The sequence below is a fragment of the Mesorhizobium yinganensis genome, from assembly GCF_040081985.1.
In the GTDB taxonomy this organism is placed as follows: domain Bacteria; phylum Pseudomonadota; class Alphaproteobacteria; order Rhizobiales; family Rhizobiaceae; genus Kumtagia; species Kumtagia yinganensis.
In genome coordinates this window covers 30490-45421 of record NZ_JBEBMH010000002.1, presented here as the reverse complement: position 1 = coordinate 45421, position 14932 = coordinate 30490, and the positions used below count along the sequence as shown (strand labels likewise).

The following is a 14932-nucleotide window of genomic DNA, read 5'->3' as shown; positions in this document are numbered from 1 at the left end:
AGTCACATTGGCAAATTGCTCAATCTCTTCATGCTAATCGTGCTCAGGCAATGAAAAGCGCGGTTGTGTCGTAGCTATCAGGGTGGGCTTTATGAGAAAGTCGGTATTGGTGGCCGCAGCGTTCTGCGGACTTCTTTTCAGCGGCATAAGCCAGAGTTTCGCGGCAAGTCTGGTGGCCCAGGTGGATGTCGCCAGCCAGACGATGACTGTCAGCAAGCACGGACGTGTCATCCACGTGTGGAAAGTTTCTACCGCGCGCAAAGGATATGTCACGCCGCGCGGCAGTTGGCGTCCAACCCGTCTGCACAAGATGTGGCGTTCACGCAAATACGACAATGCCCCGATGCCCTATTCGGTGTTCTACTATGGCGGCTACGCGGTCCACGGCACCGGAGCGGTGAAGTCGCTCGGCCGGCCTGCGTCGCACGGATGTGTGCGGCTGCAGACCGCGAATGCGGCGACCTTCTACTCGCTGGTGAAAGAGATCGGACCCGGAAATACCCGGATCATCGTCACCAACTGAACCGCGCGAGCGGACGCCAGCCGCCAGCGATCGTTGCAAACCACGCAATCGACCGGCGCTTTGCGCGGCATGGGGATAGGTCTACACAAATTTTGCTATGAATTGACGTTTTAGAGCATTTGCTTCCCCCGGCGTGACCGATAGAGATGGCTGCGATGATGACCAGCCAGGCCGCACGGGGCGCAAAAGATGCCGGCTAAGCCACGGGTTGCGCTTTCGGAACCCGTCTCCGACGAGGTCCGCAAGACCACCTGCTATATGTGCGCCTGCCGCTGCGGCATCGACGTGCACATCAAGGACGGAAAAATCCGTTACATCGAAGGCAACCGCGACCATCCGGTCAACCGCGGTGTGCTGTGTGCAAAGGGTTCGGCCGGCATCATGCAGCATTACGCTCCGGCCCGCCTCAAGGCGCCGCTGAAGCGCGTCGGGCCGCGCGGCTCCGGCGAGTTCAAGGAAATCTCCTGGGACGAGGTGCTGGAGACGGCGACGCGATGGCTGGGCGAAGTGCGCGAGCGCGATCCGAAGAAGCTTGCCTTTTTCACCGGCCGCGACCAGTCGCAGTCGCTGACTGGCTACTGGGCGCAGATGTACGGCACGCCGAACTATGCCGCGCATGGCGGCTTCTGCTCGGTCAACATGGCGGCGGCCGGCATCATGACCATCGGCGGCGCGTTCTGGGAATTCGGCGCGCCGGACTGGGACCGCACAAAACTGTTCGTGCTGTTCGGCGTGGCCGAGGACCATGATTCCAACCCGATCAAGATCGGCCTGTCGAAGCTGAAGAAGAACGGTGCGCGTTTCGTCTCGGTCAATCCGGTGCGCACGGGCTATTCAGCCATCGCCGACAACTGGATCGGCATCCGCCCCGGCACCGACGGGCTGCTGATCCTCTCGGTCATTCACGAATTGCTCAAAGCGCGAAAGATCGATGTCGACTACATCGTGCGCTACACCAATGCGACATGGCTGGTGATCGACCAGCCGGGTGCTGCCGACCACGGGCTGTTCGCGCGCGACGGCGAAGGAAAACCGCTCGTCTTCGAAAGCGTGACGGAGCGCGTGGTGTCGCTGGGCACACAAGGGGCACGGGCGGCTCTTTCGGGCCGCGTGGAGCTGCCGGATGGACGTTTTGCGCAGCCGGCCTTCCAACTCCTCGCTGAAAAATACCTTGATCCGCAATACGCGCCCGAGGCGGTCGCCGGCGAGACCGGTGTTGCGGCTGACGTGATCCGCGGGCTTGCCGCCGAGATCGCCCGCGTCGCTTTCGACGAGGCGATCTTCCTCGACCAGCCCTGGACCGATGTCGACGGCAGGCAGCATGACGGTTTTGTCGGCCGACCCGTCTCCTTCCACGCCATGCGCGGCATCTCCGCCCATTCCAACGGTTTTCAGACGGCGCGTGCGCTGCATCTTTTGCAAGTGCTGATCGGCGCCATCGACTGTCCCGGCGGGTTCCGCTTCGAGCCGCCTTATCCGAAGCCGGTCGCGGCGCATCCGACGCCGCATGGCAAGGCGGAGCATTTTGGCTCCAACAAACCTCTGTCCGGCCCGCATCTCGGCTTTCCGCGCGGGCCGGAGGATATGCTGATCGACAAGGACGGAAATCCGACCCGCATCGACAAGGCGTTTTCCTGGGACGCGCCGTTCTCGGCGCACGGCCTGATGCACATGGTGATCGCCAACGCCCATGCGGGCGATCCGTACCCCGTTGACTTGCTGTTCCTCTACATGGCCAACATGGCGTGGAACTCGTCGATGAATACCGGCGGCGTGATCAAGATGCTGGAAGACAAGGATCCGGCAACCGGCGAGTACCGCATCCCGAAAATCATCTATTCCGATGCCTATGCCTCCGAGATGGTCGCCTATGCCGACCTCGTGCTGCCGGACACGACCTATCTTGAGCGCCACGATTGCATCTCCATGCTTGACCGGCCGATCTCGGAGCCGGACGCAGTGCAGGACGCCATCCGCTGGCCGGTGGTCGAACCCGACCGCGACGTGCGCGGCTTCCAGTCCGTGCTGCTCGACCTCGGCGCGCGGCTGAAACTGCCGGCCTTCGCCGACAATCGCGGCAAGCCGATTTACGAAAATTATGCCGACTACATCGTCCGCCACGAGCGCCGGCCAGGCATCGGCCCGCTGGCCGGTTTTCGCGGCCGGGAAGGCGACCGCACCGGGCGCGGCGCCAGCAATCCGGATCAGTTGAAGCGCTACATCGAGAACGGTTCTTTTTTCTCGGCGCACATCCCGCTGGAGGCGCAATTCTTCAAGCACGCCAATAAGGCCTACCAGGATTTTGCGGTGCGCATGGGATTCTTCGATCAGCCGCAGCCGGTCATCTTCCAACTCTATCAGGAATCGCTGCAGAAATTTCGGCTGTCCGCCGAGGGCGTGCGTGAGCCGATCGCACCTGAAACGCACCGGGCGCGCATCCTCGAGACCTTCGATCCGCTGCCGATCTGGTACCGCCCCTTCGAGGAGGCGGCGGTCGACCGTGAACAATTCCCGTACCACGCGATCACACAGCGGCCGGCGGCCATGTACCATTCCTGGGGCTCGATGAACGCCTGGCTGCGCCAGATCCACACGCGCAACCCGCTCTACGTGCCGGGTCCGATCTGCGACGAGCATGGGCTCGGTGACGGCGACTGGGTGTGGGTCACCTCCAGCCACGGCCGTATAAAAGTCGAGATCAAACGCATGGAGGCGGTGAATTCCTCGACGATCTGGACCTGGAACGCAATCGGCAAGCGTGGCGGCGCCTGGGCGCTCGACCCGAAATCGCCGGAGGCCGAGCGCGGGTTCCTGATGAACCACCTCATCAACGAGCTTTTGCCGCCAAAGGGCGACGGGCTGCGCTGGTCGAACTCCGATCCGGTCACCGGACAGGCCGCCTGGTACGATCTGCGTGTGCGCATCGAGAAGGCCGAGGCGGGCATCGAAAGCCAGCCGCATTTCGCCTCGGTCGCCAAGTTGAGGCGGGGCGAGGATATTCCGGCCGAGTTGCGCTACGGGCAGGAGTGGGCGAAGTGATCCTGACTTGGCCGACCCCGAAGACAGCTACCCCCACCCCTAACTCCTCCCCACAAGGGGAAGGGGGATCGGCTTGCACTTCGGCCAGGCATCAATCGTCGGTGGTTTCGCGCGGCATTGCGGCCGCAAAGTCCCCCTACCCGTTGTGGGGAGGGGCTAGGGATGGGAGTAATTTCGGCTCTAGCCTTATCAAGGCCACCGCATGACCAGTCTGCCCGCAGAGCGCTCCGGCAAAAAGCTCGGGCTGGTTATCGATCTCGACGTCTGCGTCGGCTGCCATGCCTGCGTGGTCTCCTGCAAGGAGTGGAACACCGGCGGCTACGGCAACGCGCTCTCCGACCAGCAACCTTACGGGCCTGGCGTTTCCGGCACCTTCCTCAATCGCATCCACTCTTTCGAGGTCGTACCGGAAGGCGGCGAGGTGATCGGCGAGGCGGGCGAGGCGCGCATCGTGCATTTCCCCAAAAGCTGTCTGCATTGCGATGATGCGCCCTGCGTCACCGTCTGCCCGACCGGCGCGTCCTATAAGCGCGGCGAGGACGGCATCGTGCTGGTCGACGAGGACAAATGCATCGGCTGCGGCCTGTGCGCCTGGGCCTGTCCCTACGGCGCGCGCGAGATGGACCTTGCCGCAGGCGTCATGAAAAAATGCACGCTCTGCGTAGACCGCATCTACAACGAGACGCTCAAGGAGGTGGACCGCGTGCCCTCCTGCGTGCGGACATGCCCGGCCAATGCCCGGCATTTCGGCGACCTCGCCGATCCGGCCTCGGCGGTGTCGATCATGGTGGCCGAGCGCGGCGGCATGGACCTGATGCCGGAGCAGGGCACGCGCCCCGTCAACAAATATCTTCCCCCGCGTCCGCGAACGCCGCTGGCCGCAAGCGCCGGTGCGCTGCTTGCCGAAAACACCTCCGGCGCCAGCGGCTTCTTCGCCTGGCTCGACGGCATGCTGGACCGGATTTGATGCACTCGAATTGCCTTCCATCGGTTGCGAGCGCCAAGCTGGAACACCCCTCATCCGACCTCGCTTTGCTCGGCCACCTTCTCCCACAAGGGGAGAAGGGAGAGCGCCGCCGCTTCGTTTCAGCAAATCTCCGATGTCGACGATTTGCTGCAAGGTCGGCGCGAAACTCTCCCTTCTCCCCTTGTGGGAGAAGGTGGCCGAGCAAAGCGAGGTCGGATGAGGGGTGTTGGACGGGGCGAAACATCTAACCATGCACCCCGCCTTTTCCATCATCGTCTTCACCACGCTGTCCGGTCTCGGCTACGGCCTTGCCGCGATCCTCGGGCTTGGCGTCCTCGATCCTTCGGCACTGGCTACGAAACTCGCCTATCTCGGCGCGCTCGTGCTGATAGGGGCCGGCCTGATGTCCTCCACGCTCCATCTTGGCAACCCGCAGCGCGCATGGCGGGCGCTGTCACAATGGCGGTCGAGCTGGCTGTCGCGCGAGGGCGTCATGGCGCTGCTGACCTTCGTGCCGCTGCTCTGGTCGGCCTGGGCAACGGTGGTCGAAAGCCGATACATCCCATCAGCCGGCCTGCTCGGCACGGCCGGAGCGGCGCTCACGGTCTACTGCACCGGCATGATCTATGCCTCGCTCAGATCCGTGCAGGCATGGCATACGCCGCTGACGCCGCTCTGCTTCCTGCTGTTTGGCCTGTCGGGCGGACTGATCCTCGCAAGCCTGGCGGGTACGGCCGGGGGCGGCAATGGGTTGTGGCTGACACTCTCCGCCGTCGCCGCAACCCTCGTCGCCTGGATTGCCAAGACTGCTTGGCGTCGGCGCATGCTCACGCTACGGCCGCTGTCGACCCCGGAGACCGCAACCGGGCTTGGTTCGATCGGAAAAGTCCGCCTGTTCGAGCGGCCGCACATCAACGAAAACTATCTGACGCGGGAAATGGGATTTGTGATCGCCCGAAAGCACGCCGCGAAACTGGGGCGTATCTCATTCCTTGCGGGAGGGGTGCTGCCGGTACTTTTGTTGCTCGCGGCTGCTGCTTTCTCAGCCTTTCCAGTGGCCTCTGCCGCGATTATCGCCTGTGCCACGCTGCTCCACTATGCCGGCATATTCCTCGAACGCTGGCTGTTTTTCGCCGAGGCGCGCCATGCGGTGATGAACTATTACGGCGGGTAGGTCAGCCGACCAGCACCGGCTTGCGCGCGCCGAGTTTCTCGACTTTCCGGCCAAGCCTTCGACGGGCCGCAAGCTGCGCATCGCGTTCCGAGAACTTCTGCGGACCCCAGGGTGTCCAGATGACAGGGCTCGATTTTTCGACCTTTGGGCGCTTCAGCATCGGCTCCACCTTCGGATCACTGTCCATCAAAAGTCTCCGTCCACATGGTTAATGCACACTTAATGTTGCGTGCGTATTTCCAATGTGAACGGACGACTTCGCGACATGTTCCGACAAAAGCGGATCACGAGGCCGCGACCGGATGACCGACGCTATGAGGCGCGGGCGCGGCGATTCTTGCGGGTCAATTTCCAGCGTTTGTGAAACCACATCCACTGGCCGGGGTCCTCGCGAACCCAGCGCTCGACCACGTCGTTGAGCAATTGCGCGGTGGCTTGCGCGTCGATGCGGCCGTTCTCCAGCCTGGGCAGTTCCAGTTTCGGCTCGATGACCAGGCGAAAGCGGTTGCCGGGTAGGCGGATGCAGCGCGCCGGATAGACATCGCAGTCGTATTGGCGGGCGAGCTTGGGCAGCAGCGGGCTGGTCTCGCACGGCCGCCCGAAGAATGTCGTCGGCAGTCCGTGTCTAAATTTCTGGTCGACCAGCACGCCGATGGTGCCATTGTCGTCGAGAATCCTGGCCAGCATGAACGACACGCCGGCGCGCGAGGCGATCAGGTCGCCCATGGTCGAGCGCCGCGTCGAATTGATGTAGTCGGCGATGTAGGGATTGTTCGGCGGCCGGAACAGCGAAGTCACCTTCATGCCATAGGCGGCGCCGGCAATCGGGAGCAGCTCGAAATTGCCGAGATGTCCGGTGAACAATATGTGTGGTCGGTCCTCTTCCGCGATCTTCTTGAAGAGCGGTATGCCCTCGACCTCGACGCGGCCCGTACTCTCCGACTGCAGGTCGAAGTCGAACAACTGGTCGAGGAATACATATTCGGCCGCCAGCCGCGCCATGTTGCCCCACATGTCGACGGCGATGGTCTTGATCTCGTCCTCGCTTTTCTCCGGATAGGCCTTTCGCAAATTCTCCAGAGCCACTTGATGCCGGCCGACCAGCGGGCCGAGGCGGCGGGCGACGCGATCGGCAAAATTGATCGCCTTGTCGGCGGGCAGCAGCCTCAGCACGCGCATCAGCGTCAGCGACACCTGCGCGGTCAGCCAGTAGCCGGCCTGCGTCAGGAACCGCGAGAGGTGGTAGAGGCGGTCGCGCGACTTCATCCGACCCGCAGGATGATTTTTCCGAACACGTCGCGGGTTTCCATGCGCTTCAGCGCCGCATCGATCGACCCGAAATCGACCTCGGTGTCGATCACGGGCTTGACGACGCCGGCCGCCATTTTCTGCATGGCGTCGGCCATGTTCTGCATGCGGCAGCCGAACGAGCCGAAAATCTTGATCTGCTGCTGGAAGAGCTGCATCAGGTTCATCTGGGTGGAGACGCCCGAGGTCGAGCCGCAGGTGACGAGGCGGCCGCCGCGCTTGAGGCAGAGCATCGATCCCGCCCACGTGTCGGCGCCGACATGCTCGAACACCACGTCGACGCCTTTCTTCTTCGTCAGCTTGCGCACAACGCCTTCGAACCGGTCCTCGCGGTAGTTGATGACGTGGTCGGCGCCGAGCGCCGCCGCCTTCTCGACCTTATCGTTCGAGCCGACGGTGGTGATCACCGTGCATCCCATGCGTTTTGCAAGCTGGATCGCCGCCGAACCGATGCCGGAGCCGCCGGCATGGACCAGAATCGTCTCGCCGGGTTCCAGTTTCGCATTGTCGAATAGCATGTGCTCGACCGTGCCGAAGGTGACCGGTGCCACCGCCGCGCCCACGGCGTCGACGCCGGGCGGGGCAGGGACCAGCAGGCGCGCCGGCAGGTTGATCTTCTCCTGGGCAAAACCGTCGAGGTGGAAGCCATGCACGCCGCCGACGTGCTCGCAAAGATTGTCGCGGCCGCTCTTGCAGGCCTTGCATAGGCCGCAGGTGCGCGCGCCGTAGATCGACACCAGTTGGCCGGGCACGAGGCCTGCGACGCCTTGTCCGATCGCTTCTACTTCGCCGGACGCTTCCGCGCCGATGGTCAGCGGCAGCTTGCGCTTGGCAAACGCCATGCCGCGCCAGCCCCAGACGTCGATGTGGTTCAGGGCCACCGCCTTGATGCGCAGCGTCACCTCGCCGATGGCAGGCGGCGGCGGTTCCGCTATGTCCACCTCTTCCAGCCTGCGGTCTTCGATCAGTTGCAGCGCGCGCATTATTGGATGGTCCTTTGGGCGGGGATCGGTCCGCTTGAAAGTTTACGTCTCGTCGCACCCCCCTCTGTCCTGCCGGACATCTCCCCCTCAAGGGGGGAGATTGGCTGTGTCGCTTCCGCCGCTCTTCCTGCGACGGCGGCGATTGGCGAAAGCCAAGCGGTCGGAGCAATCTCCCCCCTTGAGGGGGAGATGTCCGGCAGGACAGAGGGGGGTGCGAAGAGGCGCAAACAGTAACCGCTCATAAAAGGTGAGCGTTCCGCCTAAACGGGTTCCCGCGTCATGACAAGGCAGGTGTTCTGCCCGCCGAAGCCGAACGAGTTCGAGATGACCGTCGAAACATCGGCCGAACGCTTGACGTTCGGCACCACGTCTAGGTCGATCGCCGGGTCGGGTATGTCGTGGTTGATCGTCGGCGGAATGACGCCTTCCAGCATGGTCATCAGCGAGAACGCCGCCTCGATGGCGCCGGCGGCCGACAGCGTGTGGCCGATCATCGACTTGTTGGACGAGATCGGGATTTTTTTCATCCGCTCGCCGAACACCGTCGACAGCGACAGATGCTCCATCTTGTCGTTTTCGGGCGTCGAGGTGCCGTGGGCGTTGACGTAGTCGATGCCGTCCTCGCTGAGTCCGGAGTCGGCTAAGGCTGCACGAACCGCTGCAATCGCCGGCGAGCCGTCGGGTTTTGAGCGAGTGCGGTGGAAATCGTCGGCGCGTTCGCCGCAGCCGGCCAGGATGCCCAGCACCTTCGCGCCGCGCGCCAATGCGCTTTCCAGCGATTCCAGCACGAGTGCCGCCGAACCCTCGGCCAGCACAAAACCGTCACGGTCCTTCGAAAACGGCTTTGATGCCTTTTCCGGAGCGTCATTCTGAGTCGACAGCGCCGACAGCAGCGAGAAGCGGATCAAGGCCTCGGCGGTTGCCGAGCCGTCGGCGCCGATCGAAAGCGCGCGGTCGCTCTCGCCCCGGCGGATCGCCTCGACGCCGAGCTGGATGGAGGTGGCGCCCGAGGCGCAAGCGGTCGACAGCGTGATCGGCAGTCCGCGTGCGCCGAACTTTTCCGACAGCCGGTCGGCGATCGAGCCGAACTGCGTGGTGTCGAAAATATCCAGCGACCTCAGCGCCCGCGCCGCGTCGGCGATGCGCTCATTGGCCGTCGCGCCCTTGCCGTCGTGGTAAAGCAGCATGCGGTCCTTCCAGTCGAGCTCGACCGGCGGCGAGGCCAGAAACAGTGGGCCGCCGAAATCGTCCAGGCTCAGCCCCGACTGGCCGACCGCTTCGGTCGCGGCGGTGTCGGCGAGCTCGAAGGTCAGCGGGCTGGCGCCCTTGTCGCTCGACTTCAGGAAATCGACGGTGCCGGCAATCTGCGTCTTCAGATGGTCGGTCGGAAACCGCGTGATCGTGTGGATGCCGGAGCGGCCGGAGGTCAGCGCCTCCCAATTGTCCGTCTTGCCCACGCCGAGCGAGGTCACGACGCCAATGCCGGTGACGGCCACCAGCGGCCTGCCGAGATGATCGGTAGTCTTGGTCATGGCTGAACCCTCAGTCGGCGGGCGCGATCAGCGCTGCGCCCTCGAAGATATGGTAGCCGACCGTGGTCGCCAATGCCCGCGTCGGTATTCCCACCGCCGGCCTTTCCATCGAGACATCGAAGGCCGGATAGGCCGCGCCCTTGTGCATGGCGAGCGCGGCAAGCGCCACCGCGAAGGGGAACTGCGCTTCCTTCATATGGCCCGTCCGCGTGCCGAAGCCACGCAGCGCGATATTCGGCAGGGCATCGAAAGCGGCCTTTTCGGCGGCGGTCGCGGCGTGCGCGCCGGATGCACCGGAGAGCGCCAGCAACTGCCCGTCGGGCGCCTTCAAGCGTCCCAGCATTTCTGAGATGCCGGCCTGAAAATCCTGCTTCGGACGCCGGATGCGCGCCGAGACCACGCTTTCGATCGTCGCATAGGGTTTTTTGCCCCGGCTCTCGGCATGTTCGCGCGATTCCAGCACCAGGAAAACGCCACCCGAGCCGGAGACCACGCCGCCGCCTTCCGAGCCGCCGCGCTGCCATACAGGTTTCCAAGGTGCCCGATGCAGATAGCCGCCGAGTTCGTAGCCCAAAAGCATGTCGGCGTTTTCGGCATTGAAGTCGCCGCCGACCAGCATGTGATCGGACTGGCCGGAGCGCACCCGCGCCACAGCCGTCTCCACCGCCGCGATACCGGCCCCTTCCTCGCCCATGAAGGTGCGCGACGAACCCGTCACCTTGTGGACGATGGAAATATTGCCGGCGAGCAGGTTGGAAAGCTGCGCGAGGAAAAGGGTAGGGCGGAGATCCGTGGTCAGCTTTTCATTGAGCAGGACCTCGCGGTCGTTGCGTGTCGCGGAAGCCTCGAGGATCGAGGCATCGACGGCCTCGTCGCGCTCGCCGCCGGCGGCCGCCACGACCATGTCCATCGAGGCGCACAGAGCCTCGTCGTTCTTCAGCCCGGCGTCGTCGAGCGCCAGCCCCGCCGCATAGACGCCCAGCCGCTGCCAGGTCTCCATCTGCCGCTGGTCGCCGCGCTTCGGAATCTGCAGGTTCCAGTCGATCGCCGGCAGCGGGTGCACCGAATAGGGCGGAAAACGCTCCGCGTCGACGATCGGCTCAGCCACCTCGTCGTTCAGCGCGCGCCAATGCGCGTCCAGTCCTTCGCCAAGGCAGGAGACCAGTCCGATGCCGGTGATGACGACGTCGCGCGCGCTCATGTCAGCCTGTCGACTGGAAATCCTGGGCTGGGCAAGGCCGGCTCAGCCCGCGGCCTTCGCGGCAACCAGGCCGTCGATCTTGGCGCAAAGATTCTTCATGACGAAATAGTCGTCAGTCGAAGCCTTGCCGTCATTGACTTCCTGCGTCCACTTCTCAAGCGGCACCTTGATGCCGAATTCCTTGTCGATGGCGAAGACGATGTCGAGGAAATCCAGGCTGTCGATGCCGAGATCGTCGATCGTGTGGCTCTCCGGCGTGATCTTGTCGCGGTCGATCTCGCTGGTCTCGGCGATGATGTTCGCGACTTTGTCGAATGTCGTGGACAAGGGGAAATCCTTGAAAAGAGTGCGGAGTCGCGCGGCTGCCCGCCACACGCAAGTTTGCCGCTGTCTAATCGGTTTTGGTGGGAAGGAAAAGGGGGGCGCGAATTGCGACGGCTCCGGAGCATCGGGGAAATCGCCGGCCTCTTGGCCCGACTTTCGGACAAAACACGGCGGGACCCGGTCTTCGATAATCATAAAAAATGGAAACCTGCGTCTTGCGCAAGTGGTTGGAGAATCATGCGGTTCATATGGGTAGGATCGAAGCGCTGTGATTTTGCGACGGGAAAGACACAACCGTTGACATGTAGAAAAAACATCGCGGTTGGTCTATTATTCTAACGTTGCGTGTAGCGTCTGAAGGCGAAGAGACATTTTCATTCGCTGATCTATCGTTCCGCCGGGCGGACAATGGACAGCGTGCTTAAAGTTAATGTTTGGCTATGCGGCTGCGGAGGGCGCAGCTTTGGTGGACCCGTTCATTCTTCGTTCGATGGAGCGCATTATCGCTGTGATTATCGGCGGCCTTGCGATCTATTTCGGATACCGGCTTTTCCTGAGTATTCCTGATCAGAGATCAGATGGGCGTGCCGAGATTTCACTCTCCAAGGATCGTCGGCTGCTCGTTTCGCGCGTTGGACCGGGAACTTTCTTTGCGCTGTTCGGTACCGCCGTGTTGGTTGCCTCCTACGCCTTTCCCGTAAAGATTGGGAATAATTCCGGCCTGAGTACGCAGGATGTAGCGCGACAACTTGTTCCTGACGAAACAGGCCCGCTGCCACCAAGGCCGATCAACTTCGATGAGCTGAGCCAATCTCTGGCTTTCCTGAAGGATCTCGAGGCTCGCCAGCTTGCCGCGGCATCCGAAGCAGACCGTGATCAGGTCAACAGGCGTTTCCGGGCGGTGAAACTCGCCTTGATGGGACGGGCTTGGCAAAGCGAATGGGGCGATCCTACGGAATTTGAGATCTGGCTCAATGAAACCGACAGGCCGCGGCGTCCGGAGTTCGAAAGGGCGTTGGCGATCATGGAGGGCAGCGGGTGAGCCATGCGCCGTCTCGCGATACTCGGCATAGTGCTGGTCCTGCTAGGTGAAGGCAAGGCAAGCGCCGAAATGTATGACAGCACCGTGCTGGCCGCGGAACGGCAGCGGCTGGTGGCTAGGCTTACCGATCTCGATCGCGTGCTGACATTGCCTGTCTATCTGCCGCCCGACGCTGGCTGGCTTTCCGGTGTCAGCATTTCCATCCCCAATGTGGCGCCGAACGGTGACCCGATGGGCTTCATGTCGGAAAACGGCGTGGTTATCATGCCTCTGACCGGTCTGAAGTTCATCGAAGACCTGACCATGGCCTATGCTTGGCGCTACAGCCGGGGCCAGACGCTCGAACCCTTCGACGAATACCTCGCCATGTTGCGATGGAAGCCCGAGGCCGAGTGGCCGGGCGGGGTTTACAGCGACCCCCTAAAAACATTTGGCGTGCCGCCTGGCGCATGGGATCAGGATCAACGCCTTGCCGGCCTCGGTACATCCCTGCGCAACGAGGCCTGGGCCTTTATCCTCGCCCATGAACTCGCCCACGTCTACTACAGCCACCCCGGTAATAGTGTTCCCCCTAAGCAGGTTCAGGCAAACGAGCGCCAAGCCGACGCATTCGCGCTGGATTTGCTAGAGCGCACGGAGACTATCCCGATGGGCGCCATTCTATATTTCCAGGCGACCGTGGCCTTTTATGCCAGCCGCGTCGACCTGCCCAGCGACCGCGCCTATGCCGTCTGGCAGCGCGAGCAGGCGACACACCCGGTGAATTCGCAGCGCCTGTTGACGATTGCCCGGCATCTGCAATTGGAGGCTAAGCGCCAATCGGGCGCTACCCGCGCCGAAGTGCTTAGCTTTATCGGCAACCGGCTCGAACAATTCGCCACCGATCTCGACGATCCGGCAATGCAGCAACTGGTCGCGCGGCGTGCAATCTTCGGCAATCCGGCCGATCTGAAGGATCGCTGACATGATCCATCGCGCATTTCTACTCGCCTTCGTGATGCAGACGGCAGGCGTGACGGAATCCGCCGCGCAGCAGTCCCAGGGATGCTTTGCAGGAACCGACGCTGCCGGCGCCCCTGCACGAATGATTCTACAGGCCGAACGTGTCGGCGAGTCCTTCGAGGTGTGGGGCCAGATCTCCTCACGAACCATTGGGGTCATGCAGATCAAAGCGGACGGATGGTCGGGAGCCGGACGGCTGTTTCGCGGCCACGAGTATGAGTCCGGCGCGCTTTTCATCCGTATCACCAACTATTCAGCGCAGGGATTTGTGCTGGAAGTTCAGGATTATGGACGATTTCCGTTCAGTGCCGTTCCCTGCTGACCAAACCGTTCGGATCAAACTGGGACCGTCACCACCGGCTTCGGCATCGAAGGACAGGCCGCCCCTTGCGAGGCGGCCTGCCTTGGTCAGTCGCGAAGCTTCACGAGGTCGTTGAGCAACCCGCCTGTGCCGTTGTGCACGGTCAGCCGCTCGACCTTGCCGGCGATGGTCTCCAGCGCCTCGAGCTCCTTCAAGCGCAGCATGACCGGGTTCTCGGCCATCACCTTCGCCGTGTTGAGCAGCGAACGTGTCGCGTTCGTCTCCTCGCGTCGGCGGATGACGTTGGCCTCGGCCTGCTTCTCGGCCGCGACCACCCGGTTCAGGATGTCGCGCATCTCGCCCGGCAGGATCACATCCTTGAGCGTGATCTCGGACACCTCGACACCGATCTCGGCCATGTCGGCCCGCACCTTGCCGGCCGCTTCGGCGTCCACCGTCACCTTCTGTTCGAGGATCTGGTCGAGCGTCATCGCGCCGAGCGCCTTGCGGAACGCATACTGCAGCGCGCGGTAGAAGGCTTCCGAGAAATCCTTCACCGCGGTCACCGCCTTGACCGGGTCGACGACGCGGTATTCGGCCGAGATGTTGACGCGGATCGTCACACGATCCCTGGTCAGCATCTCCTGGCCGGCCACGTCGAGCGACTGCCGCTTCAGGTCGACGACCTTCATCTGCACCATGCGGCCGACATTCCAGAAGGCGTGCACGCCGGCGGCGAGCACCTTCACGAAGGCGCCCTCGACGAAGAGCAGGCCCGCCTGGCCGTCCACCACCGGATGCACCGTCATCATCTCGGTCTTGCGTGCCTGGCCGAGACGCCGCATCAGCGCCGGCTCGACGGCCAGATCGTTGCCGACCTCGACGATCGTGCCCGTCCACGGGCCGGTCACGGTCCAGACCACCAGCTTGCGGTCCGGGCCGAGCACGGCGTGAAGCTGGCCGTCGCGCTCGACGACGGCCACTTCCGTGCGTCCGGTGCGGAACACGGTCAGGTGGCGCTTCGCCACGTCCGGGAGCTTTTCGAACAAGGCCTTCTCGTAGGGCGAGGTGAATTCCGAGTTCTTCAGGTCGTGGCGCGCGATCTCCAGACGGTTGCCCCGGTTGGCCAGCGAATGCTCGCCCGGCTCGAGGATCGTCTTGATCTCACCCTTGTAGAGGGCGATGGCGCGTTCGTTTTCCTTCACGAGGACGCGCTGGCGTCCAAGCATCTTTTCGAGAATGGTCATCATGTTCGTCACTCCTGTCGGGCATGGCTAGGTCATGCTTCGAAAGTCCTTTCGTTTTCTCGTTTCACGTTCCCGGGCAGAAAGATCCGGGGACTGGTGGCGTCGCGCGCGGCGGATCGTCGGGAGAGGGCGTCGAAGCGTCCTGGCGGGCGCGGGCGGCCAAACCACCCTTGCCGGTCAAGGCGCGTCTTCGCCGTCACCGCGGATCTGGCCGCACGCAACGGCTTCGGATCGTCCGTCCGGTCCTGCCCGTGGGCAAAGCCGTGCTTCGAATCGTCGGCATTCCAGT

Annotated in this window: 14 protein-coding genes; 7 read left to right on the top strand and 7 right to left on the bottom strand. The window is 63.1% G+C overall.

Translation table 11 applies throughout. The annotated features are described in order from the left end of the window. The first annotated feature begins 91 nt into the window (after window positions 1–91). From ABMA59_RS03775 to ABMA59_RS03760, 4 genes are all read left to right on the top strand, one after another. Window positions 92–523 (top strand): L,D-transpeptidase, encoded by a 432-nt coding sequence (locus ABMA59_RS03775; protein ID WP_349003976.1) that lies wholly within the window; start codon window positions 92–94, stop codon window positions 521–523. Window positions 524–712: 189 nt separating this feature from the next. Next, complete coding sequence (locus ABMA59_RS03770; RefSeq protein ID WP_349003975.1) at window positions 713–3562, top strand: molybdopterin oxidoreductase family protein; 2850 nt, start codon at window positions 713–715, stop codon at window positions 3560–3562. A 202-nt stretch (window positions 3563–3764) separates the two neighbouring features. Then, window positions 3765–4529, top strand: coding sequence for a 4Fe-4S dicluster domain-containing protein (locus tag ABMA59_RS03765; RefSeq protein ID WP_349003974.1), 765 nt, complete (start codon window positions 3765–3767; stop codon window positions 4527–4529). A 226-nt stretch (window positions 4530–4755) separates the two neighbouring features. Then, window positions 4756–5703 carry a dimethyl sulfoxide reductase anchor subunit family protein gene (locus ABMA59_RS03760; protein WP_349003973.1) on the top strand — a complete coding sequence of 316 codons (948 nt, stop codon included), beginning with the start codon at window positions 4756–4758 and terminating at the stop codon, window positions 5701–5703. A gap of 1 nt (window position 5704) precedes the next feature. Here ABMA59_RS03760 and ABMA59_RS03755 read toward each other — a convergent pair whose 3' ends face one another. From ABMA59_RS03755 to ABMA59_RS03730, 6 genes are all read right to left on the bottom strand, one after another. Next, a complete protein-coding gene (locus ABMA59_RS03755; RefSeq protein WP_349003972.1) occupies window positions 5705–5890 on the bottom strand; it encodes a hypothetical protein in 186 nt (61 codons plus the stop codon). Window positions 5891–6015: 125 nt separating this feature from the next. Further along, complete coding sequence (locus tag ABMA59_RS03750) at window positions 6016–6969, bottom strand: lipid A biosynthesis lauroyl acyltransferase (protein WP_349003971.1); 954 nt, start codon at window positions 6967–6969, stop codon at window positions 6016–6018. Then, a complete protein-coding gene (locus ABMA59_RS03745) occupies window positions 6966–7994 on the bottom strand; it encodes a zinc-binding dehydrogenase (RefSeq protein WP_349003970.1) in 1029 nt (342 codons plus the stop codon). The genes ABMA59_RS03750 and ABMA59_RS03745 overlap by 4 nt, the downstream gene beginning before the upstream one ends. 260 nt (window positions 7995–8254) lie before the next feature. Further along, window positions 8255–9526, bottom strand: coding sequence for a beta-ketoacyl-ACP synthase (locus ABMA59_RS03740; protein WP_349003969.1), 1272 nt, complete (start codon window positions 9524–9526; stop codon window positions 8255–8257). Between the two features lie 10 nt (window positions 9527–9536). Then, window positions 9537–10727: a beta-ketoacyl-ACP synthase gene (locus tag ABMA59_RS03735; RefSeq protein ID WP_349003968.1), complete on the bottom strand. Its 1191-nt coding sequence runs from the start codon at window positions 10725–10727 to the stop codon at window positions 9537–9539. Between the two features lie 42 nt (window positions 10728–10769). Beyond that, on the bottom strand, window positions 10770–11054 hold the full coding sequence (locus ABMA59_RS03730) for an acyl carrier protein (RefSeq protein WP_349003967.1): 285 nt from the start codon (window positions 11052–11054) through the stop codon (window positions 10770–10772). A gap of 463 nt (window positions 11055–11517) precedes the next feature. Here ABMA59_RS03730 and ABMA59_RS03725 point away from each other — a divergent pair, with 463 nt between their 5' ends. From ABMA59_RS03725 to ABMA59_RS03715, 3 genes are all read left to right on the top strand, one after another. Continuing rightward, window positions 11518–12093 (top strand): hypothetical protein, encoded by a 576-nt coding sequence (locus ABMA59_RS03725; RefSeq protein WP_349003966.1) that lies wholly within the window; start codon window positions 11518–11520, stop codon window positions 12091–12093. An 84-nt stretch (window positions 12094–12177) separates the two neighbouring features. After that, window positions 12178–13056 (top strand): ImmA/IrrE family metallo-endopeptidase, encoded by an 879-nt coding sequence (locus ABMA59_RS03720; protein ID WP_349003965.1) that lies wholly within the window; start codon window positions 12178–12180, stop codon window positions 13054–13056. Window position 13057: 1 nt separating this feature from the next. After that, a complete protein-coding gene (locus ABMA59_RS03715) occupies window positions 13058–13417 on the top strand; it encodes a hypothetical protein (protein ID WP_349003964.1) in 360 nt (119 codons plus the stop codon). Window positions 13418–13503: 86 nt separating this feature from the next. Here the strand turns inward: ABMA59_RS03715 and ABMA59_RS03710 are convergent, their stop codons facing one another. Next, window positions 13504–14643 (bottom strand): slipin family protein, encoded by a 1140-nt coding sequence (locus ABMA59_RS03710; RefSeq protein ID WP_349004630.1) that lies wholly within the window; start codon window positions 14641–14643, stop codon window positions 13504–13506. Between the last annotated feature and the right edge of the window lie 289 nt (window positions 14644–14932).